The 18,944-nt window shown below is 62.9% G+C and carries 18 protein-coding genes; 3 read left to right on the top strand and 15 right to left on the bottom strand.

Annotated features, from left to right (window positions below; all coding sequences use genetic code 11):
* Window positions 1–170: 170 nt before the first annotated feature.
* From pgi to dksA, 11 genes are all read right to left on the bottom strand, one after another.
* Window positions 171–1,835, bottom strand: coding sequence for a glucose-6-phosphate isomerase (pgi, locus tag PFEN_RS27225; RefSeq protein ID WP_191489681.1), 1,665 nt, complete (start codon window positions 1,833–1,835; stop codon window positions 171–173).
* Between the two features lie 248 nt (window positions 1,836–2,083).
* A complete protein-coding gene (panD, locus tag PFEN_RS27220; protein WP_177090260.1) occupies window positions 2,084–2,464 on the bottom strand; it encodes an aspartate 1-decarboxylase in 381 nt (126 codons plus the stop codon).
* Between the two features lie 104 nt (window positions 2,465–2,568).
* Complete coding sequence (gene panC, locus PFEN_RS27215; protein ID WP_191489680.1) at window positions 2,569–3,429, bottom strand: pantoate--beta-alanine ligase; 861 nt, start codon at window positions 3,427–3,429, stop codon at window positions 2,569–2,571.
* A complete protein-coding gene (gene panB, locus PFEN_RS27210) occupies window positions 3,426–4,226 on the bottom strand; it encodes a 3-methyl-2-oxobutanoate hydroxymethyltransferase (protein ID WP_191489679.1) in 801 nt (266 codons plus the stop codon). Before panB ends, panC begins: the two co-directional genes overlap by 4 nt.
* Window positions 4,227–4,667: 441 nt before the next feature.
* Window positions 4,668–5,156 (bottom strand): 2-amino-4-hydroxy-6-hydroxymethyldihydropteridine diphosphokinase, encoded by a 489-nt coding sequence (folK, locus tag PFEN_RS27205; RefSeq protein WP_191489678.1) that lies wholly within the window; start codon window positions 5,154–5,156, stop codon window positions 4,668–4,670.
* A 4-nt stretch (window positions 5,157–5,160) separates the two neighbouring features.
* On the bottom strand, window positions 5,161–6,549 hold the full coding sequence (locus PFEN_RS27200) for a polynucleotide adenylyltransferase PcnB (RefSeq protein ID WP_191489677.1): 1,389 nt from the start codon (window positions 6,547–6,549) through the stop codon (window positions 5,161–5,163).
* 788 nt (window positions 6,550–7,337) lie between these two features.
* Window positions 7,338–8,768: a sigma-54-dependent transcriptional regulator gene (locus PFEN_RS27195; RefSeq protein WP_191489676.1), complete on the bottom strand. Its 1,431-nt coding sequence runs from the start codon at window positions 8,766–8,768 to the stop codon at window positions 7,338–7,340.
* Window positions 8,769–8,790: 22 nt separating this feature from the next.
* Window positions 8,791–11,745, bottom strand: a complete 2,955-nt coding sequence (locus PFEN_RS27190) for a sensor histidine kinase (protein ID WP_191489675.1) — start codon at window positions 11,743–11,745, stop codon at window positions 8,791–8,793.
* The gene (locus PFEN_RS27185) at window positions 11,729–11,905 is read right to left on the bottom strand and encodes a hypothetical protein (protein ID WP_003176118.1); all 177 of its coding nucleotides are present in this window, start codon (window positions 11,903–11,905) and stop codon (window positions 11,729–11,731) included. The genes PFEN_RS27190 and PFEN_RS27185 overlap by 17 nt, the downstream gene beginning before the upstream one ends.
* A gap of 77 nt (window positions 11,906–11,982) precedes the next feature.
* Complete coding sequence (gluQRS, locus tag PFEN_RS27180) at window positions 11,983–12,873, bottom strand: tRNA glutamyl-Q(34) synthetase GluQRS (protein ID WP_191489674.1); 891 nt, start codon at window positions 12,871–12,873, stop codon at window positions 11,983–11,985.
* A 101-nt stretch (window positions 12,874–12,974) separates the two neighbouring features.
* Entirely contained in the window at window positions 12,975–13,421 is a 447-nt protein-coding gene (gene dksA / locus PFEN_RS27175; protein ID WP_191489673.1) for an RNA polymerase-binding protein DksA, read from the bottom strand.
* Between the two features lie 344 nt (window positions 13,422–13,765).
* Between dksA and PFEN_RS27170 the strand changes: the two genes are divergently transcribed.
* Entirely contained in the window at window positions 13,766–14,938 is a 1,173-nt protein-coding gene (locus PFEN_RS27170) for a pyridoxal phosphate-dependent aminotransferase (protein ID WP_191489672.1), read from the top strand.
* Window positions 14,938–15,645, top strand: coding sequence for a DNA/RNA nuclease SfsA (sfsA, locus tag PFEN_RS27165; RefSeq protein ID WP_191489671.1), 708 nt, complete (start codon window positions 14,938–14,940; stop codon window positions 15,643–15,645). The genes PFEN_RS27170 and sfsA overlap by 1 nt, the downstream gene beginning before the upstream one ends.
* Before the next feature lie 6 nt (window positions 15,646–15,651).
* Here sfsA and PFEN_RS27160 read toward each other — a convergent pair whose 3' ends face one another.
* Window positions 15,652–15,969: a Rieske (2Fe-2S) protein gene (locus tag PFEN_RS27160; protein ID WP_191489670.1), complete on the bottom strand. Its 318-nt coding sequence runs from the start codon at window positions 15,967–15,969 to the stop codon at window positions 15,652–15,654.
* Between the two features lie 206 nt (window positions 15,970–16,175).
* Here PFEN_RS27160 and deoC point away from each other — a divergent pair, with 206 nt between their 5' ends.
* Window positions 16,176–16,958 carry a deoxyribose-phosphate aldolase gene (gene deoC / locus PFEN_RS27155; protein ID WP_191489669.1) on the top strand — a complete coding sequence of 261 codons (783 nt, stop codon included), beginning with the start codon at window positions 16,176–16,178 and terminating at the stop codon, window positions 16,956–16,958.
* Between the two features lie 259 nt (window positions 16,959–17,217).
* On the opposite strand, the gene PFEN_RS27150 is transcribed toward deoC, so the two are convergent.
* The 3 genes from PFEN_RS27150 to PFEN_RS27140 all read right to left on the bottom strand — a co-directional run bounded on the left by PFEN_RS27150 (window position 17,218) and on the right by PFEN_RS27140 (window position 18,908).
* On the bottom strand, window positions 17,218–18,018 hold the full coding sequence (locus PFEN_RS27150) for a Crp/Fnr family transcriptional regulator (RefSeq protein ID WP_191489668.1): 801 nt from the start codon (window positions 18,016–18,018) through the stop codon (window positions 17,218–17,220).
* Window positions 18,019–18,033: 15 nt separating this feature from the next.
* Window positions 18,034–18,306: a TfoX/Sxy family protein gene (locus PFEN_RS27145; protein ID WP_191489667.1), complete on the bottom strand. Its 273-nt coding sequence runs from the start codon at window positions 18,304–18,306 to the stop codon at window positions 18,034–18,036.
* A gap of 260 nt (window positions 18,307–18,566) precedes the next feature.
* Window positions 18,567–18,908 carry a pentapeptide repeat-containing protein gene (locus PFEN_RS27140; RefSeq protein WP_191489666.1) on the bottom strand — a complete coding sequence of 114 codons (342 nt, stop codon included), beginning with the start codon at window positions 18,906–18,908 and terminating at the stop codon, window positions 18,567–18,569.
* Between the last annotated feature and the right edge of the window lie 36 nt (window positions 18,909–18,944).

Genomic DNA, 18,944 nt, shown 5'->3' with positions numbered 1-18,944 from the left:
TGGCATCCCGGGCCAAGACGCTCGGGATGCCACTGTCTTAACACGGTCCTTGTAGGAGCAGGGCTTGCCCGCGAAGGGGCCTTTGAAGCCGCCAAAAGCTTCGCGGGCAAGCCCTGCTCCTACAGGTTCGGTGGTGTCCCGGGCAGATGGGGCTGCCCGGGAGGGTGCTATCAACCGCGATGACGCCCACGGAAGTAGTTGATCAACCCTTGGGTCGACGCATCTTCCGCAGCGGTTTCCTCGCTGCCGGTCAGGCGGTTGTAGACGCCCTTGCCCAGTTCCTTGCCCAGCTCCACGCCCCATTGGTCGAAGGCGTTGATGCCCCAGATCACGCTCTGCACGAAGACCTTGTGTTCGTACATCGCCACCAGGGCACCAAGACGCCGCGGGCTGATGCGCTCGACCACCAGGGTGTTGCTCGGACGGTTGCCCGGGATCACCTTGTGCGGTGCCAGTTTCTGCACCTCGGCTTCGCTCAGGCCCTTGTCACGCAGCTCGCTTTCCGCTTCGCCGCGGGTCTTGCCGAGCATCAGCGCCTGGCTCTGCGACAGGCAGTTGGCGTACAGCCACTGGTGGTGGTCGGCCACCGGGTTGAAGCTGACGATCGGCACGATGAAGTCGGCCGGGATCAGTTGGGTACCCTGGTGCAGCAACTGGTGATACGCATGCTGGCCGTTGCAGCCCACGCCGCCCCAGATCACCGGACCGGTATCGGTGGACACCGGCGTGCCGTCCTGGCGCACGCTCTTGCCGTTGGACTCCATGTCCAGCTGTTGCAGGTGCTTGGTGATGTTGCGCAGGTAATGGTCGTACGGCAGGATCGCGTGGCTTTGCGCGCCCCAGAAGTTGCCGTACCAGACGCCGAGCAGGGCCAGCAGCACCGGCATGTTCTGTTCGAACGGCGCGGTCTGGAAATGCTGGTCCATGGTGTAGGCGCCGGACAGCAGCTCCTTGAAGTTCGACATGCCGATGGCCAGGGCGATCGGCAGGCCGATGGCCGACCACAGCGAGTAACGCCCACCGACCCAGTCCCACATCGGGAAGATGTTCTCTTCACGGATGCCGAAGGCCACGGCGGCGGCGTTGTTGCTCGAGACCGCGATGAAGTGCTTGTACAGCTCCGCTTCGGAGCCGCCCTGGGCCAGATACCAGTCACGTGCGGCACGGGCGTTCTTCAGGGTTTCAAGGGTGGTGAAGGTTTTCGACGAGACGATGAACAGGGTGGTCTCGGCGCGGATCTTGGCGGACAGCTCGTGGAATTCACTGCCATCGATATTCGCCAGGTAATGGCAGCGCACGCCTTTGTGGGCGTAGGACAGCAACGCCTCGGAAACCAGTTCCGGGCCCAGGAACGAACCGCCGATACCGATGTTCACCACGTCGGTGATCGGCTTCTCGGTGTAGCCGCGCCACAGGCCGTCGTGGATTTTCCCGACCAGCTCGGTCATCTGGTTCAGCACTTTGTGCACGTCGGGCATCACGTTGACGCCCTTGACCGACAGCTTGTCGCCAACCGGGCGGCGCAGGGCGGTGTGCAGGGCCGGACGACCTTCGGAGGCGTTGACCAGTTCACCGGCAAACAGCGACTTGATCGCGCCTTGCAGGTCGACTTCATTGGCCAGGCCGACCAGCAGGTTGCGGGTTTCCTGAGTGATCAGGTTCTTGGAATAGTCGAGGAACAACCCGCAGCTGCTGAGGGTGAACTGATTGAAACGCTGCGGATCGGCATTGAAAGCTTCGCGCATGCTGAAGTTGTGCATGTTGTCGCGGTGTTGGTTCAACGCCTGCCAGGCGGGCAGGCTGGTCACGTCGTGAGGAGTGCGGTAGTACGCCATCGCTGCGGGTTTCCTTTTACGAGAGCTGCCTTTTGGACATTTGGCTTTTTTGGACACCAGAAACGCCGGAACGTCCTGCTTTTGGCTGTGGCAGTGTCCGGCAACCTGCATCGGCACGGTTGAATGATGCAGGGGCGATTACAGTACCGCTCGCGCCTGCATCTGTCTTGGCTTTGTCTGACCTTTACTCGGTACTTTTTCGCACTCCCGGGGCTGAAAGGCGTTTTGCCTGGGCCTCCGGGCAGTGATCAGGCGACTTGTACCGGAATCGAGTGGCTGGTGTGGCTCAGTTCGTTGCCCGGGGCCATGTACAGCATGCGCGGCTTGAAGTTGACCAGCTCGGCCTCGCTGTAATGGGCGTAGGCGCAGATGATCACCCGATCGCCGACGCCGGCCTTGTGGGCGGCGGCGCCGTTCACCGAGATGATCCGCGAGCCTTCCTCGCCACGAATGGCGTAGGTGGTGAAGCGCTCGCCGTTGTCGACGTTGTAGATCTGGATCTGTTCGTACTCGCGGATCCCGGCCAGGTCCAGCCACTCGCCGTCGATGGCGCAGGAACCTTCGTAATCGAGCACCGCGTGGGTGACTTCGGCGCGATGCAATTTGGCTTTGAGCATGATGGCGTGCATGGATGTTTCCTCGGTCGGATCCTCGTGCGGCGCCACGCGTTTGCGATGCGTGGCGCCGGGCGGCGGCAGTTTGCCCGAAGCCGCGGGGCCGGGCAATCGGGGTGTCAGGCGGCGCTATCGAGGTTCAGGTGCAGGTTGTCGATCAGGCGCGTGGTGCCAAGGAAGGCGGCGACCAGGATCACCAGGTCGCGGTCCTCCGGTGTCGCCGGGCGCAGGTTCAGGGCGTGGCGGATTTCCAGGTAGTCGACCCGGAAGCCGGCGCTTTCGATCTGACGGGCCTGCTCGGCCAACAGCTTGGGATAGTCGCGCTCGCCCTGTTCGATGGCCTCGGCGATCTGTTTCAGACTGTGATACAGCGCTGGCGCCTTGGCCCGCTGTTCCTCGCTGAGGAAACCGTTGCGCGAGGACAGCGCCAGGCCGTCGGCGGCGCGCACGGTCGGTTCGCCGATGATCTGGATCGGCATGTTCAGGTCGTGCACCAACTGGCGGATCACCGCCAGTTGCTGGAAGTCTTTCTGTCCGAACACCGCCAGGTCCGGCTGGACCATGTTGAACAGTTTGCTGACCACGGTCGCCACCCCTTCGAAATGCCCGGGACGGCTGGCGCCGCACAGGCCTTCGGAGAGTTGCGGGACGCTGACGCGGGTCTGCCCGCTCATGCCGCCGGGGTACATTTCCTCGACGCTGGGGGCGAACAGCAGGTGGCAACCGGCTTCGAGCAGCTTTTCCTGATCGGCGGCGAGCGTGCGCGGGTACTTGTCCAGGTCTTCGTTGGCGCCGAATTGCAGTGGGTTGACGAAAATGCTCGCCACCACGAAGTCGGCGCGCTGGGCGGCCTTGGTCACCAGGGCCGCGTGACCGCTGTGCAGGTTGCCCATGGTCGGAACGAAGCCGATGCGTTTGCCCTCGCTACGGGCGCGAGCCACGGCGGCGCGCAGTTCGCGAACGGTCTTAACTGTGTTCATGCGCTGAATCCGTGTTCGATCCCAGGGAAAGTGGCGGCCTTGACCTCGCTGACATAGGCGCTGAGGGCGCCATGCAGGCTGTCCTGGCCGCTCATGAAGTTCTTCACGAACTTGGGCACCCGACCGCTGATGGACAGGCCGAGCATGTCATGCAGGACCAGGACCTGGCCATCGGTGGCGCTACCGGCGCCGATGCCGATCACCGGGACCTTCACCGCCTGGGTGATTTCCGCGGCCAGTTCGCTTGGCACGCATTCGAGCAGGATCATCGCCGCGCCGGCCTGTTCGAGGGCGATGGCATCGGCACGCATCTGCCGGGCCTGGGCTTCGCCGCGGCCCTGGACCTTGTAGCCACCGAGGAGGTTCACCGACTGTGGGGTCAGGCCCATGTGCACGCACACCGGCACGCCGCGCTCGGCCAGTTGGCGGATGGAATCGGCCAGCCAGGCGGCACCTTCGATCTTGACCATGTGCGCGCCGGCCTGCATCAGCAGGCCGCTGTTGTGCAGGGTCTGCTCGACCGTGGCGTAGGCCATGAACGGCAGGTCGGCAATGATGAAGGCGCCCTGGTTGCCGCGCTTGACGCTGGCGGTGTGGTAGCACATGTCGGCCACGGTGACTGGCAGGGTGCTGTCATGCCCTTGGGTCACCATGCCCAGCGAGTCGCCGATCAACAGCACCTCGACACCGGCCGCGCAGCTGGCGTGGGCGAAGGTCGCGTCGTAGCAGGTCAGCATGGTGATTTTTTCACCCTTTTGCTTGAGGCCTTGCAGGGTGGTCAGGGTAATGTCTGGCATGAAAAAGTCCTCATTCAGGCGCCGTGCAAATGACTGCGAGTAACGCGCGTGATTCGTCGTGTATACAGGTGCACGTTCTGATGTCGTGCTTGCAAAGTCTGGATCGCGCCCTTTAAGCGCCGCGGGGGCGGCGACGGGACGCCTATAGTCGTGAGGAGAACTGGGGAAGTCAATCGTGTGTGTTACCGCAATGTTACGCCAGGAGTGTTACCGGTGTAACTGATGCGATTCAGCAAGGTCGATCACAGGGGCAACTACCTCTGGCGGGCGGTGTTGGCGCTGTACCTGTGGCGAGGGGGCTTGCCCCCGTTCGGCTGCGAAGCAGTCGTAAAACCGGCCATTTCGGTTTGCTTTATAGATCCGGTTCGCCGGTTTTAGGGTCGCTTCGCGCCCCAGATCGGCGGTGCGGCGTTCCGACAAGCCGCTCGCCACAAGGGTCGGTCATGCCGTTGTCTCAAGGCGTTCCAGGCCGACGAACGGGCAGTCCGCCAGCAGCGCCTTCAGGCTGCGGCCATCGGCCAGTTGCAAATCGGCCGGGGCCAGTTCCGCCAGGGGATAGAGCACGAACGGTCGAGCCTGCATATGGTAATGCGGGACTTTCAGACGCGGCTCGTCGATCAGCCGGTCACCGAACAACAGGATATCCAGGTCGAGAGTGCGTGGCCCCCAACGCTCGTGGCGTTCGCGGCCCTGGTCGATTTCGATGGCTTGCAGCGCATCCAGCAGCGCCAGGGGCGCCAGGTCGCTGTCGAGGGCGGCGACGGCATTGGTGTAGCGCGGCTGGCCGGGCAGCAGCGAATCGCTCTGGTAGAACGCCGAAACGCCAGTCAGCACGGTGTCGGGCAGTCGGCCCAGGGCCTGGACGGCGTTGCGCAACTGCTCCGCCGGCTCCGCCAGGTTGCTGCCCAGGCCGATGTACACGCGTTCCATCGATTTACTCGTCCGAACCGGCGCTACGCTTGCGCTTGCCGGCAGTACTGCGCCGCCGTTTGCGCGGACCGCTGCCGGTAGCGTCGTCCTTGCTGCCCAGGTCGCGGATCATGTCGCGTCGGCCAGCGTCGTTGGCATCCTGGTAATCGGTCCACCACTCGCCCAGGCCTTCGGTCTGCTCACCGGCGTTTTCGCGCAGCAGCAGGAAGTCATAGCCGGCGCGAAAGCGCGGGTTGTCCAGCAGCAGGTCGGCACGCTTGCCGCTACGCCGTGGCAGACGTTCCTGCATGTCCCAGATTTCGCGGATCGGCAGGGTGAAGCGCTTCGGAATAGCAATGCGCTGGCACTGTTCGCTGATCAACTCGTGGGCGGCTTCCTGCATGGCCGGAATCGGCGGCATGCCCCGCGCCTGCAAGTGCAGTACGCGGCCGGGCAGGGCCGGCCAGAGCAAGGCGGCGAACAGGAACGCCGGGGTCACCGGCTTGTTCTGCTGGATGCGCAGGTCGGTGTTGATCAACGCTTCGCTGATCAGCGTGTGAGTGTAGGTCGGGTTGTGTTCCAGGGCCTCGAAGCTGGCCGGGAACAGCGGATCGAACAGTTGGAGGTCGACCAGCATTTCGAAGGTGTCGGCGGCATAGCCCGAGAGAAACAGCTTGAGCACTTCTTCGAACAACCGCGCCGATGGAATCTCGCGCAGCATCGGTGCCAGCTTGCGAATCGGTGCCACGGTGTGCTTCTCGATGCCGAAGTCCAGCTTGGCGGCGAAACGCACGGCCCGCAGCATGCGTACCGGATCTTCCTGGTAGCGCTGGGTCGGGTCGCCGATCAGGCGGACCAAGCGGTTGCGGATATCGTGTACGCCGTTGGCGTAGTCGAGGATGCGCTCGCTGACCGGATCGTAATACAGGGCGTTGATGGTGAAGTCGCGGCGCTGGGCGTCGTCTTCGAGGGTGCCGTAGACGTTGTCGCGCAGGATGCGCCCGCTTTCGTTGCGCGAGGACTGGTTGCTGTCCTCGTCCTCGTCTTGCGGGTGGTTGGCGCGAAAGGTCGCGACTTCGATGATTTCCCGACCGAAGTGGATGTGCACCAACTTGAAGCGACGACCGATGATCCGGGCATTGCGAAATTCGGCGCGGATCTGCTCGGGCGTGGCGCTGGTGGCGACGTCGAAATCCTTGGGGGTGATGTTGAGCAGCATATCGCGCACGCAGCCGCCGACCAGGTAGGCCTGGTAGCCGGCGTTCTGCAGACGCTCGACGATGTTCACGGCATACCGGCTGAACTGGGCTTTTTGCAGCGAGTGTTGGCTGCTGTTGAGCACTTCAGGGGTGCTGCGTTTATGTTGCGTTCGACGCGAGGGAGAACGAAATGACTGGAACAGCTTCTTCAGCATGGGAGGCACTGTTTGAAGGAATATTCGGTCACTACGAAGAATGACCGCACGATGGGCGAGGATTCTAGCATTTAGTCGAGGGATGGTGTAGGAAGCCGCCGCAGTATTGGGCAAGGATATGGGGAGTCGGCTGGCCGCAAGCGTTGTGAAAGCCGAATCGATCAGCCTGGCGCTGCCGGGAGAGATTCGCGGGGTGAGGGCTTGCGCGGGCCGGTATCGCGGAAACTACAAGGGGAGCCGAAGCTCCCCCAGAAGTAGTTACGTGCTCTATTTTTATTATGGTTGCGGGCTTCTTGTTATTGTCGATCGCCCTGTGCCACTAGGCTTCACGCCTGTGAGCTCTCCCAATCGGGAGCCAAGAGCAAACGGATTGCTTTGATCGCTGTAGTGTCATGATCCAGAGGATCCAACCAGTTCAGGCACTGCTTTGAGGGCAGTTTTTGTTGTTCTCGGCCTGGTCGTGGGGCAAGCCCCAATTACAGTACTTCTCCAAAAGAATCAGTTAGCTACGCCTCTCGCCGTGTTGTTTTTATTTTGCGTGAGTCGATACGTCTTGTTTTTATTGTTTGGTGCATTGCTTGTTATTGTTCTTGTACCAAAGCTATAGCAGGTGCCGTGCCAACTTTTGCGAAACCCCGTAAACATTGGGTTTTGCCGGGTGAGTGGTTTTTTCTGGGCAGAAAAAAGCCGGGGCTTCGTTACCGATAGACCCGGCTTTTGTTACGTGAAAGTCCTGGGGTAACAGTTTTTTCACCGAGAGCAGTGTTACCCCTGGGCGCGCAGCCGCCTCAGCTCTCGCTGGTCACGCCGGTCTTGCGCCGTGGAATGCCCAGGCGCTGGCGCCGTTCCCACAGGCACTTGCGGCTGACACCGAGTTTGCGGGCCAGTTCGGTCTCGGTCATGTGGTCCTGGTGCTCGAGGACGAAATGCTGGAAGTAGTCTTCCAGCGACAGGTCCTCGGTCGGTTCGTGGCTGGCATTGCCGGCGCTGGCCGGTTGCGGCGCCAGGCCGATGAATTCTTCTTCTTCCAGGTCGCCGAGCTCGATGTCGATGCCCAGCAGGTCGGCGGAAATTTCCGGGCTTTCACACAGGATCACCGCGCGCTCGACCGCGTTCTCCAGTTCGCGGACGTTACCCGGCCAGGCGTAATGGCGAATGGCTTGCTCGGCGTCGGCGGCGAAGCGCAGGTCGGTGCGGCCCACCCGTGCGCTCTGGCGGGCGAGGAAGGCACTGGCAATCTCGTTGACGTCGGCACCGCGCTCGCGCAGCGCTGGCAGTTTCAGGGCGATGACGTGCAAGCGGTAGTACAGGTCTTCACGGAACTGGCCGATCTTGGCCAGGCTCTTGAGGTCGCGGTGGGTCGCGGCGATCAGGCGCACATCGACCTTCTGTGACTGCACCGAGCCGACGCGGCGAATCTCGCCTTCCTGCAACACCCGCAGCAGGCGCGCCTGGGCCTCGAGGGGCAGCTCGCCGATTTCGTCGAGGAACAGGGTGCCGCCGTCCGCCGCTTCCACCAGGCCGGCGCGACCGGCGCTGGCACCGGTGAAGGCGCCTTTTTCGTGGCCGAACAGTTCCGACTCGATCAGGCTTTCCGGAATTGCCGCGCAGTTGACCGAGATCATCGGTGCCTTGGCGCGCTTGGACAGGTTGTGCAGGGCGCGGGCCACCAGTTCCTTGCCGGTGCCCGACTCGCCCTGGATCAGGACATTGGAGTCGGTCGGCGCCACTTTGCGGATCTTGCTGTAGAGGTCCTGCATCGGCGGGCAGGAGCCGATGATGCCGATTTCGCCATTGCTGTTGCCGGTGCCGACTTTTTCCGCCGCGCCCTTGCTGGCGACTTTCTCTGCCGGGGCTGCTTGCCCGCCCTGGCGATCACGGAGGATGCGGGCTACCGCCTGGAGCATCTCGTCGTGGTCGAAAGGTTTGGCGATGTAGTCGACCGCGCCCATTTTCATCGAGTCCACGGCCGAGCGCAGGCTGGCGTAGCTGGTCATGATCAGCACGGGCGTGCCTTGGCCGAGCTTGATCAGTTCGGTGCCGGGGGCGCCGGGTAGGCGCAGGTCGCTGACGATCAGGTCGAACGAGGGGATACTGAAACGTTCCTGGGCTTCCTGCACCGAACCGGCTTCGCTGACCTGGTACTGATTACGTTCCAGCAGGCGACGCAGGGCGGAGCGGATAATGGTTTCGTCTTCGACGATCAGAATGTGCGGCATTGATTCGGTTCTCTCGACGGTCTCAGTTCACAGCGGACGTCGCTTCGACATGACGCGGCAGGGTGACCCGGATACGGGTGCCACGTTGGCTTTGGGTGTCAGCCGGGCTGTCGATGGTGATTTGTCCATAATGCTCTTCAACGATGGAATAGACCAGAGCAAGGCCCAGTCCGGTGCCCTCGCCAGGATCCTTGGTGGTGAAGAAGGGTTCGAACAATCGGTCGATGATGTTCTTCGGGATGCCAGTGCCTTCGTCCTCGACGATCAGGTCGACGGTGTGCTCGAAGGCTTCGCTCTTGACCCGCACCGCGCCACCGGCGGGCGAGGCGTCGCGGGCATTGGAGAGCAGGTTGATGAGTACCTGGGCCAGGCGCTGGGAATCACCGTCGACCCAGTGTTCGGGGTCGCACAGGTTGAAGAACTGTACTTCGAAGTTGCGCCGGTTCAAGGCCAGCAGACCAATGGCATCCTGGGCGACCTCGGCCAGACAGACGGCTTCGTCGTTATGCTGGTGACTGCCGGCGTGGGCAAAGCTCATCAGTGACTGGACGATGCGCGACACGCGCTTGGTCTGCTCGAGGATCTGCTCGCTGATTTCAGTCAGCTCGCCGTCGTCCTCGCGTTCCTCGCGCAGGTTCTGCGCCAGGCAGGCGATGCCGGTGATCGGGTTGCCGATTTCGTGGGCCACGCCGGCCGCCAGCCGGCCAATGCTCGCCAGGCGTTCGGAGTGCACCAGCTTGTCTTCGAGCATCTGGGTTTCGGTCAGATCTTCGACCAGCAGCACCAGGCCACTGTTGCCCGGTGCCAGCGGTTCGTCGATGGCCGCCTTGTGCAGGTTCAGCCAGCGGGTCTGGCCGTCGAGGGCCAGGTGCTGCTTGTGCAGGTGCTCGTCCGGCAGGTTGATGAAGCCTTGCAGCAAGTCCTTCCAGGGTTCGCCCAGGGTGCTCAGGCGCGAGCCGACCACGCGCTGCGCGGGCACTCCGGTGAGCTCTTCCATGGCCTTGTTCCACATCAGGATTTCCTGGTCCTTGGCCAGCGAGCAGACGCCCATGGGCAGTTCCTGCAGGGTCTGGCGGTGGTAGCGGCGCAGGGCGTCGAGTTCGGCGGCGAGGCCGGTGAGGCGCGAGTGGTAGTCTTCCAGGCGGCTTTCGATGAAGTGGATGTCTTCGGTGACATAGCTTTCGCCGCCGGCCTTGTAGGGCAGGAAGGTTTCCACCATGTCCTGGGCCACGCTCGGCCCCATCAGCCCGGACAGGTTGGCCTCGATGCGGTCGCGCAGGCGGCGCAGGGCATAGGGACGGCGCTCGTCGAAGGGCAGGTAGAGGTCGCGCAGGGCTTGTTCGACCTCTTTCTGCGCGGCCTTGGCGCCCAGCGGTTTGGCCAGTTGGGTGGCGAATTCCTGTGGCGAGGCCGCGTGCAGTTCGCGGCGTTGCGGACGACGTACATTGTCGACCGCGCAGGCTTCGGCGGCGCTGGCCTCTTCGGGGCTGACACTGGTGAACAGGGAGATCAGGGTGAACATCAGCACGTTGGCCGCCAGGGAGGCAATGGCCGCCATATGCCAGCTGGTGTCGTCGAGCACATAGATCATGTTCAACAACGGAATATAGAAACCCTGCAGGTTGCCGACCAGCGGCAGCAGCATGGTCACCAGCCAGACGCTGATCCCTGCCAGCAGCCCGGCGATGAAGCCACGCCGGTTGGCGGTCGGCCAGTACAGTACCGAGAGCACGCCGGGGAGGAATTGCAGGGTGGCGACGAAGGCGACGATCCCCAGGTGGGCAAGGTCCTGCTCGGCGCCCAGCAGCAGGTAGAAACCATAGCCGGCCATGATGATGGCGACGATCAGGGCGCGGCGCGTCCACTTCAGCCAGCGATAGATATTGCCTTCGGCCGGTGGCTGGTAGAGCGGCAGCACCAGGTGGTTCAGGGCCATGCCGGACAACGCCAGGGTGGTGACGATGATCAGCCCGCTCGCCGCCGAGAGTCCGCCGACGTAGGCCAGTAGGGCCAGGGCCTCGTTGTTGGCGGCAATGCCGATGCCGAGGGTGAAGTATTCCGGGTTGGTGGTGGCGCCGAGCTTGAGCCCGGCCCAGAGAATCAGCGGTACCGCCAGGCTCATCAGCAGCAGGAACAGCGGCAGGCCCCAGCTGGCACTGACCAGCGAGCGCGGGTTGAGGTTCTCGGTGAAGGTCATGTGGTACATGTGTGGCATGACGATGGCCGAGGCGAAGAACACCAGCAGCAGGGTACGCCACGGGCCTTCCTGCAACGGTGTGTGCAGCGCGGCCAGGGCGGTCTGGTTCTGCAGCAACCAAAGCTCGAGCTGCTGCGGCCCGTCGAACACTCCGTACAAGGCGTACAGGCCGACTCCGCCGATGGCGATCAGCTTGATCACCGATTCGAAGGCGATGGCGAATACCAGGCCTTCGTGCTTTTCCCGGGTGGCAATATGTCGCGAGCCAAAGAAGATGGTGAACAGGCTGATCAGCGCGCAGAAGCTCAGGGCCACCCGATGCTGTACCGGTTCGCGGGTGAGGATGCCGATGGAGTCGGCCACCGCCTGGATCTGCAGGGCCAACAGGGGCAGCACGCCGATCAGCATGAACACGGTGGTCAGGGCGCCGGCCCAGGTACTGCGAAAGCGGAAGGCGAACAGGTCGGCCAGGGACGAGAGCTGGTAGGTACGGGTGATTTTCAGGATCGGGTAGAGCAGCACCGGTGCCAGCAGGAACGCCCCGGATACCCCCAGGTAGCTGGAGAGAAAACCGTAGCCGTACTGGTAGGCCAGGCCCACCGTGCCGTAAAAGGCCCAGGCGCTGGCGTACACGCCCAGGGACAGGGTGTAGGTCAGCGGGTGGCGAATGATCGAGCGCGGGATCACCCCGCGCTCACTGATCCAGGCCACGCCGAACAACGCCAGCAGGTACGCGGCGCTGATCAGCAGCATCTGGGTCAGGCTAAAGCTCATCGGCATCTTTTTGGCTCTGCAGGATGAAGGTCACGACGATCAGGATCAGCCAGAGCAGATAAGGGCGATACCAGGCGCCGGTGGCGTCGATCCACCAGTCCATGATGGCTGGCGAGAACAGGTAGATCCCGACCACCAACAGCAGGACCAAGCGATAGATGTACATCCCGGCCTCTCTTTATTGTGTGCGTGCCCGAAAACGTGCGGCGATGGTAACGGATGGGCGCCAACCTGCAAGGGGCGTCAGTGCAATTGCGCTTCGGCCAGGGTGGTTGTCCTGGGTATCAGTGTGGCATCCCAATGGCCAATTCCCCAGTCGAGGACTTCCCGCGGCGTACCCTGTTCCAGTGCGGCGGGTGGACGTTGTCCCAGCGCGCGCAGGGCGCGCATCAGCAAGGGGGTCGCCTGGTCGGCCGCCAGCGGTGGCGAGCGGTAGGACTTGCCGAGCTTGTGGCCGTCGGGCTGGATGATCAGCGGCACGTGCAGGTAACGCGGTTGCGGCAGTCCAAGCAGCTCCTGCAGGTAGAGTTGCCGTGGCGTGGAGTCCAGCAGGTCGGCGCCGCGGACGATATCGGTGACGCCTTGCCAGGCGTCATCCAGTACCACCGCCAGTTGATAGGCATAGAGTCCGTCGCGGCGGCGGATCACGAAATCTCCGACCTCGCGGCCCAGGTGCTGTTGGTACTGACCCTGGACCCGGTCCTGGAAGCGGTAGGTCAGTTCTGGCACGCGCAGGCGGATCGCGGCGTTGTCGATGCCGTGGCCGAGGTTGCGGCACAACCCCGGATAGATCCCGTGGTAGGCCTCCAGATCCTTGCGCGAGCAGGTGCAGGCATACGCCAGGCCCTGGTTGAACAGGCGCTCGAGCACCTGGGCATAGGCGGCATGGCGTTCGCTCTGGCGGACCAGTTCACCGTCCCATTCGAAACCATAACGCCGCAGGGTGTCGAGGATTGACGCCTGGGCGCCGGGCTCTTCGCGTGGCGGATCGAGGTCTTCCATGCGCAGCAACCAGCGCCCGCCGACCGAGCGGGCGTCCAGGTACGAGGCCAGTGCGGCAACCAGCGAGCCGAAATGCAGGTGGCCGCTGGGCGTGGGGGCGAAGCGGCCGATATAGGCGGGAGTGACAGTCATGGTTCGGCGATTACTGGACAGTCCGTAGGCGATAGACGGCGCTGGCGGCGCAAACGAAAACGGAGCGTTCGCACGCTCCGTTTGCTCAAGGCTCGGCGGGATTACTTGCCGACCTGTTTTTCCTTGATTTCCGCCAGGGTCTTGCAGTCGACGCACATATCGGCGGTCGGTCGGGCTTCCAGCCGGCGGATGCCGATTTCGACGCCACAGGACTCGCACCAGCCATACTCTTCGTCTTCGATGAGCTGCAGGGTCTTGTCGATTTTCTTGATCAGCTTGCGCTCGCGGTCGCGGGCGCGCAGTTCGAGGCTGAACTCCTCTTCCTGGCTGGCGCGGTCGGCTGGATCAGGGAAGTTGGCCGCTTCGTCCTTCATGTGATCAACGGTACGGTCGACCTCATGCATCAGTTCCTGCTTCCACTTCTGCAGGATCTTGGTGAAGTGCTTGCGCATGGGCTCGCCCATGTACTCCTCGCCCTTGCTTTCAACATAGGGGTCGAAGCCGCCGATCTTTGGCTCTGTGCTTTGCTGCTTTGCTTGGGTGGGCATGAATGGACCGCCTCTACTCTTCTAATCCATTGCGCAGGATTTCAACTACACCGACACCTGCCGGCCCTGCGGCTGCAAGCGGGCGAACTTACCAGATCGAATCGGGGCGCGCTACTCCCGGTTGTCGAGGCTGGCTTGTCGAGCCGAACTCCCCTGTAGGAGCGGCTGCTCCTGCAGGGGTATCAATGTATGCCGGATGGAAGGCGTCAGCTTCATGAAGCAATGGTTAATTGTTCATTTTAGTCAATCTTCAGGCACGCGTCGGATGCTTTAAACACTTCGGCAGGCGGAGGTTGGGTAGAATCGGCTTATCGCCCATTCCCTCGTCGAATCAAGGAAGGCCAATGGCTCAGCACTACAGCGCGCGCAGTCGCGCAATCGAACCGTTCCATGTAATGGCCCTGCTGGCGCGTGCCAACGAGTTGCAGGCGGCCGGACATGATGTGATCCACCTCGAGATCGGGGAGCCGGACTTCACCACGGCCGAGCCGATCATTCGCGCCGGCCAGGCCGCCTTGGAGTCGGGCCAGACCCGCTACACCGCGGCGCGTGGGCTGCCGCAACTGCGCGAGGCGATCTCGGGTTTCTATCAGCAGCGCTATGGGCTCGCCATTGATCCGCAGCGCATCCTCATCACCCCGGGTGGTTCCGGTGCGTTGCTGTTGGCCACCAGCCTGCTGGTGGACCCCGGCAAACACTGGCTGCTGGCCGATCCCGGTTATCCGTGCAACCGGCATTTCCTGCGCCTGGTGGAGGGCGCGGCCCAACTGGTGCCGGTCGGGCCGGAGGTGCGCTATCAGCTCACGGCCGACCTGGTGGAGCGGTATTGGGACCAGGATAGCGTCGGCGCCCTGGTGGCTTCGCCAGCCAACCCCACCGGCACCTTGCTGACGCGAGACGAGCTGGCGGCACTGTCGGTGGCGATCAAACAGCGTCACGGCCATCTGGTGGTGGACGAGATCTATCACGGCCTGACCTATGGCTGCGACGCGGCCAGCGTGCTGGAAGTCGATGACAGCGCGTTCGTGCTCAACAGCTTCTCCAAGTATTTCGGCATGACCGGCTGGCGACTGGGGTGGCTGGTGGCGCCACCCGAGGCGGTGGCGGACCTGGAAAAACTCGCGCAGAACCTCTACATCAGTGCGCCGAGCATGGCCCAGCATGCGGCGCTGGCCTGCTTCGAGCCGCGCACCCTGAGCATTCTCGAAGAGCGCCGGGCCGAATTCGGACGGCGTCGGGACTTCCTCTTGCCGGCGTTGCGCGAGCTGGGTTTCAAGATCGCCGTGGAACCGCAGGGTGCCTTCTACTTGTATGCCGATATCAGCGCGTTCGGCGGCGATGCCTTCGCATTCTGCCGTCATTTTCTCGAAACCGAACACGTGGCCTTTACGCCTGGACTGGATTTCGGTCGGCATCTGGCCAGCCATCATGTGCGGTTTGCCTACACCCAGAGCCTGCCGCGCCTGGAGCAGGCGGTGGAACGGATTGCCCGCGGCCTGCGGAGCTGGCAAGGCTGATGCGCTTTTCTCCCGCTCTCGAAGAAGGTCGCCTGATCCAGCGCTACAAGCGTTTCCTGGCGGACATCGAAACCGCCTCTGGCGAGTTGCTGACCATTCACTGTCCCAATACCGGCTCGATGCTTAACTGCATGGTCCCGGGCGGGCCGGTCTGGTTCAGTCGCTCCAACGACCCCAAGCGCAAGTTGCCCGGCACCTGGGAGATCGGGGCGACCCCGCAGGGGCGGCTGGCCTGCGTGAATACCGCGCGAGCCAACCCCCTGGTCGAGGAAGCGCTACGCGCCGGGGCCATCCGCGAGCTGGACGGTTTTACCGGCCTGAAGCGTGAGGTGGCCTACGGCCAGGAGAACAGTCGGATCGATTTTCGTCTCGACTATCCGACGGGACCGGCTTTTGTCGAGGTCAAAAGCGTTACGCTCGGTTTCGACGGTACTGCGGTTGCGGCCTTTCCGGATGCGGTGACCCTGCGCGGGGCCAAGCATTTGCGCGAGTTGGCGACCCTGGCGCGCGAGGGGGTACGGGCGGTGCAGCTGTATTGCGTGAACCTGAGCGGTATCGAAGCGGTACGTCCGGCCGAGGAGATTGATCCGGGCTATGCCGCGGCCCTGCGTGAAGCGCTGGCCGCCGGGGTCGAGGTGCTGGCCTACGGGGTGAGCCTGACACCCTGGGAGATTCGCGTCGACCGCCGTTTGCCGGTGCAGTTCTAGCGCGCTTCAGCGCTTCAGCCAAATACCCTGGGCGTCTTCCGTGCAGGGGATCGCCCGCAGTGACTGCCCGGCGCAAGGTCCGGCCACGCATTCACCGCTTTCGATCAGGAACAGGGCGCCGTGGGTCGCGCACTGGATCAGGCTGGCGCTGGGATCGAGAAACTGGTCGGGTTGCCATTCCAGGGCGATGCCCCGGTGCGGGCAGCGATTCTGGTAGACATAGACCCGGCCCGCACGGCGCACGGCCAAAAGCGCCTGACCTTCCACTTCAAACCCGCGACTGCTGTTGTCGGCCAGGGTGTTCGAGTCGCAGAGAAACTTCATGCTGATCCTTGGGATGGGTGGACGTGGGATGTTTCTTGTTTTGCTGTGGGCCGAGTCTTTGTCTTTGGCTGGCGCATGCCCCGGCGAAGAGGAGTCCTTTATTGTGGCTCCCATAGCGTATTTCGCGCCATCCGGCTGTTCAGGCCTGCCGAGGGGCGCCGTGGACGCTCGCCATGGTTATGCAACGATTCGGGTTGGGAGTGAAGATGAAGCAGATGAATGAAGCCGATCAGCAACTGGCACGCCAGGCCATTGGCCTGCTCGACTTGACCTTGCTGAGCGGCGATGACGATGCCGACCGCATCATTGCGCTGTGCCAGCGGGCGCAGACACCTTTCGGTCCGGTGGCGGCGGTGTGCGTGTTCCCCCGTTTCGTCGCCCTGGCGCGGCGCGCTCTGGATATTCTGGGCGGGCAGGCGATCCGGGTCGCCACCGTGGTCAACTTCCCCCATGGTGGGCCCAATGTCGCCGCGGTGGTCGCCGAGACCCTGGAGGCGATCAATGCCGGCGCGAATGAAGTGGATCTGGTCTACCCCTATCGCTCGTTGCTGATGGGCGACGCGCAGAGCGGCTTGAGCATGGTTGCCGCCTGTCGTGATGCCTGCGCGGGGCGAGCCCGGCTCAAGGTGATCCTGGAGACCGGCGAGCTGCGCGATCCGCAGATGATCCGCCAGGCCAGCCAGGACGCGATTGCCGCCGGCGCCGATTTTCTCAAGACCAGTACCGGCAAAGTATTGGTCAACGCCACCGAGCAGGCGGTGCGCATCATGCTCGAGGCCATCGCCGAGCGTGGCGGGCTGGTCGGGCTCAAGGCGGCAGGCGGAATCCGCACCTTCGAGGATGCGCGCACCTACATAGAACTGGCGCGTTCGCGCTTCGGCACACCCTGGATCAACGCCGATCACGTGCGGCTGGGGGCGTCGGGGTTGCTGGATGAGTTGCTGGCGCTGCTGGAGTGTCCGGTATTGCCGAGGGTCGGGGAGAAGTGACGCATCTGTACCGCCGAGGTTGTTTGACGGCGCGCTTTTCGAGCGGGCAAAAAAAGACCCGGCAAAAAGCCGGGTCAATAACCGTGATTAGCCTGATGAGGAGATAATCCGAGAGCCCGAACCAGGGACTTCCAGAGAATCCAACCGATCTCGCGACCAGTTGCGCTCATCATAATGATTCTCATTTGCAAGTCAATGTCTTTTTCTCGGCCGCTCGTCCGGGGTGTGGCATCAGGTCCGCGGTCGATGCCGGAGCGGTTCAGCCAGCCGTGCTGGCGGCACTCAGGCGCGTCACTTCCTTGTTCAGCAGATCGATCCGTCGCGCCATGCTTTCGATCAAGCTGTGGGCGATGCGCGGGTTGCTCTGGGTCAGGCTGAGGAACTGGTCCTTGGGAATCAGCATGACCGTGCAGGGCTGGCTGGCAATCACGCTGGCACTGCGTTTCTCGCCGGTGAACACGGCCATGGCGCCAAAAATCTCGTCCTTGGGCACGTCGCCGACCTTGTGCCCGTCGACAAAGGCCTCGGCATGGCCATCGGTAATGATGAACACATGGTCGGCATCGTCACCCTGGCGAATCATTACCGCGCCGCTCGCCACCTGCTGGAAACCGTTGCTGCTACGAAACTCCGGCTGTTTCAAACGGCTGACGGCATCGGAGAGCAGGGCGGTCTGGCCGATCAGGTAGCGCAACAGCGCTTCGGCACGGCTTGGGTCGGCGTAGATATGCGCGAAGACGTCGGTGCGTCGATAGGGGATCAGGCGCAGCGGGTTGTCACTGCTCAGGATGCAGCGCGGCCAGTCGATGCCCTGGCGCAGTCCGACCAGGTCGCCTTCATGCAGATAGAACAGTGCCCGCTCATCGACCCGGGCATGCAGCAGTCCACTGTCGATCAGGAACAGTTGATCGTCAGGCAGCAAGGCGTCCAGGTCATCGGTTTGCTCAAGCTCAAAGGGGGCCGCGCAGGGGTTCAAGCCTTGGAGTAGTTGTGCCGGGATCGCCTGCAGGCGATTGATCAGTTCATCGGCGTAGGCCGGTTGTTCCCCGAGTAGATACATGCCAAACCTGCAAGATCAGTTTTTATGACGCGACGATATCGCGTCCAACTGTTTATTCAAGGCTTCTTTGCGTTCTTGCGGGATATCGTTCCAGTGAATGCCCATCAATGCGCCCTCGATGGCATACAACAGCACTTTCGAAGCGCGAAATCCGCGGGTTCTGACCGCGCGGTAGGCATCCACCGCTCCCAATCGACGCAAATCCGATGCGCTGTGGATACCCACGGCGTGCAGCCATTGCGCCGAAGTCTTGCCAAGGTTTTTCAGGTGTTGCAGTTCATCGTTCATCAAGCCTCCTTGCGACGGCCGAACGCTGCGTGGACGAGAGTAGGCAAGCCTGAAAGGAGTGTAGCGGTCAGTAGGAAAAGCGTGGTTCTTTGCTTGGCGTTGGTGCGAATGCTTCTAAGCCACAGCTTTCGTGAATGCTGCTTCGCGCCAAGGTGGAAGGGTGTGAGAAGGCTGGCGCCCACGGCAAAACCGCGATCCAGCTCACGAGCGAGCACCGGACGGCAGGTACTGCCGCGATTTCCGGGCCCGCGTCGCAAGAACTAGACGCTGTAGCGCAGTCGCGTACCGAATTGTACCGACATGAGGATCTCGGCCGGGCCCAGCTCCGCCGGAAAGTAGGTGCCGGAAATCTGCGCATGGGCCACGCTGGCGCCGCTCAGGATGGCTTTCTGGAGGTCCACGCCGCGCAGATCGGCGGAGCGGAAATAGGCGTCGGTGAAATCGATCCCGTCGGCATTCAGTTCGCGCAGGTCGAGGCCGCGGAAATCACCGCCGCGCATATCGATCGGGCCTTCCTTGGGGCGGGCCTTGTTGAAGCCGGCGATATCATCCTTGTGCAGCAGTGCATACAAGGGCGAGTCGAGCAGCTTGGGATGGCTCATGAGACGTCTCCTGTTGGTATCATGGCGCCAGTATAA

This window comes from Pseudomonas sp. FEN, assembly GCF_904067045.1.
Classification (GTDB): domain Bacteria; phylum Pseudomonadota; class Gammaproteobacteria; order Pseudomonadales; family Pseudomonadaceae; genus Aquipseudomonas.
This window is presented reverse-complemented; position numbering and strand designations above follow the sequence as displayed.

What these genes read in the sequence shown, in the direction of transcription:
- pgi (WP_191489681.1), bottom strand. Translation starts at nt 1,835, where the DNA reads ATGGCGTACTACCGCACTCCTCACGACGTGACCAGCCTGCCCGCCTGG.
- panD (WP_177090260.1), bottom strand. Translation starts at nt 2,464, where the DNA reads ATGCACGCCATCATGCTCAAAGCCAAATTGCATCGCGCCGAAGTCACC.
- panC (WP_191489680.1), bottom strand. Translation starts at nt 3,429, where the DNA reads ATGAACACAGTTAAGACCGTTCGCGAACTGCGCGCCGCCGTGGCTCGC.
- panB (WP_191489679.1), bottom strand. Translation starts at nt 4,226, where the DNA reads ATGCCAGACATTACCCTGACCACCCTGCAAGGCCTCAAGCAAAAGGGT.
- folK (WP_191489678.1), bottom strand. Translation starts at nt 5,156, where the DNA reads ATGGAACGCGTGTACATCGGCCTGGGCAGCAACCTGGCGGAGCCGGCG.
- PFEN_RS27200 (WP_191489677.1), bottom strand. Translation starts at nt 6,549, where the DNA reads ATGCTGAAGAAGCTGTTCCAGTCATTTCGTTCTCCCTCGCGTCGAACG.
- PFEN_RS27195 (WP_191489676.1), bottom strand. Translation starts at nt 8,768, where the DNA reads ATGCCGCACATTCTGATCGTCGAAGACGAAACCATTATCCGCTCCGCC.
- PFEN_RS27190 (WP_191489675.1), bottom strand. Translation starts at nt 11,745, where the DNA reads ATGCCGATGAGCTTTAGCCTGACCCAGATGCTGCTGATCAGCGCCGCG.
- PFEN_RS27185 (WP_003176118.1), bottom strand. Translation starts at nt 11,905, where the DNA reads ATGTACATCTATCGCTTGGTCCTGCTGTTGGTGGTCGGGATCTACCTG.
- gluQRS (WP_191489674.1), bottom strand. Translation starts at nt 12,873, where the DNA reads ATGACTGTCACTCCCGCCTATATCGGCCGCTTCGCCCCCACGCCCAGC.
- dksA (WP_191489673.1), bottom strand. Translation starts at nt 13,421, where the DNA reads ATGCCCACCCAAGCAAAGCAGCAAAGCACAGAGCCAAAGATCGGCGGC.
- PFEN_RS27170 (WP_191489672.1), top strand. Translation starts at nt 13,766, where the DNA reads ATGGCTCAGCACTACAGCGCGCGCAGTCGCGCAATCGAACCGTTCCAT.
- sfsA (WP_191489671.1), top strand. Translation starts at nt 14,938, where the DNA reads ATGCGCTTTTCTCCCGCTCTCGAAGAAGGTCGCCTGATCCAGCGCTAC.
- PFEN_RS27160 (WP_191489670.1), bottom strand. Translation starts at nt 15,969, where the DNA reads ATGAAGTTTCTCTGCGACTCGAACACCCTGGCCGACAACAGCAGTCGC.
- deoC (WP_191489669.1), top strand. Translation starts at nt 16,176, where the DNA reads ATGAAGCAGATGAATGAAGCCGATCAGCAACTGGCACGCCAGGCCATT.
- PFEN_RS27150 (WP_191489668.1), bottom strand. Translation starts at nt 18,018, where the DNA reads ATGTATCTACTCGGGGAACAACCGGCCTACGCCGATGAACTGATCAAT.
- PFEN_RS27145 (WP_191489667.1), bottom strand. Translation starts at nt 18,306, where the DNA reads ATGAACGATGAACTGCAACACCTGAAAAACCTTGGCAAGACTTCGGCG.
- PFEN_RS27140 (WP_191489666.1), bottom strand. Translation starts at nt 18,908, where the DNA reads ATGAGCCATCCCAAGCTGCTCGACTCGCCCTTGTATGCACTGCTGCAC.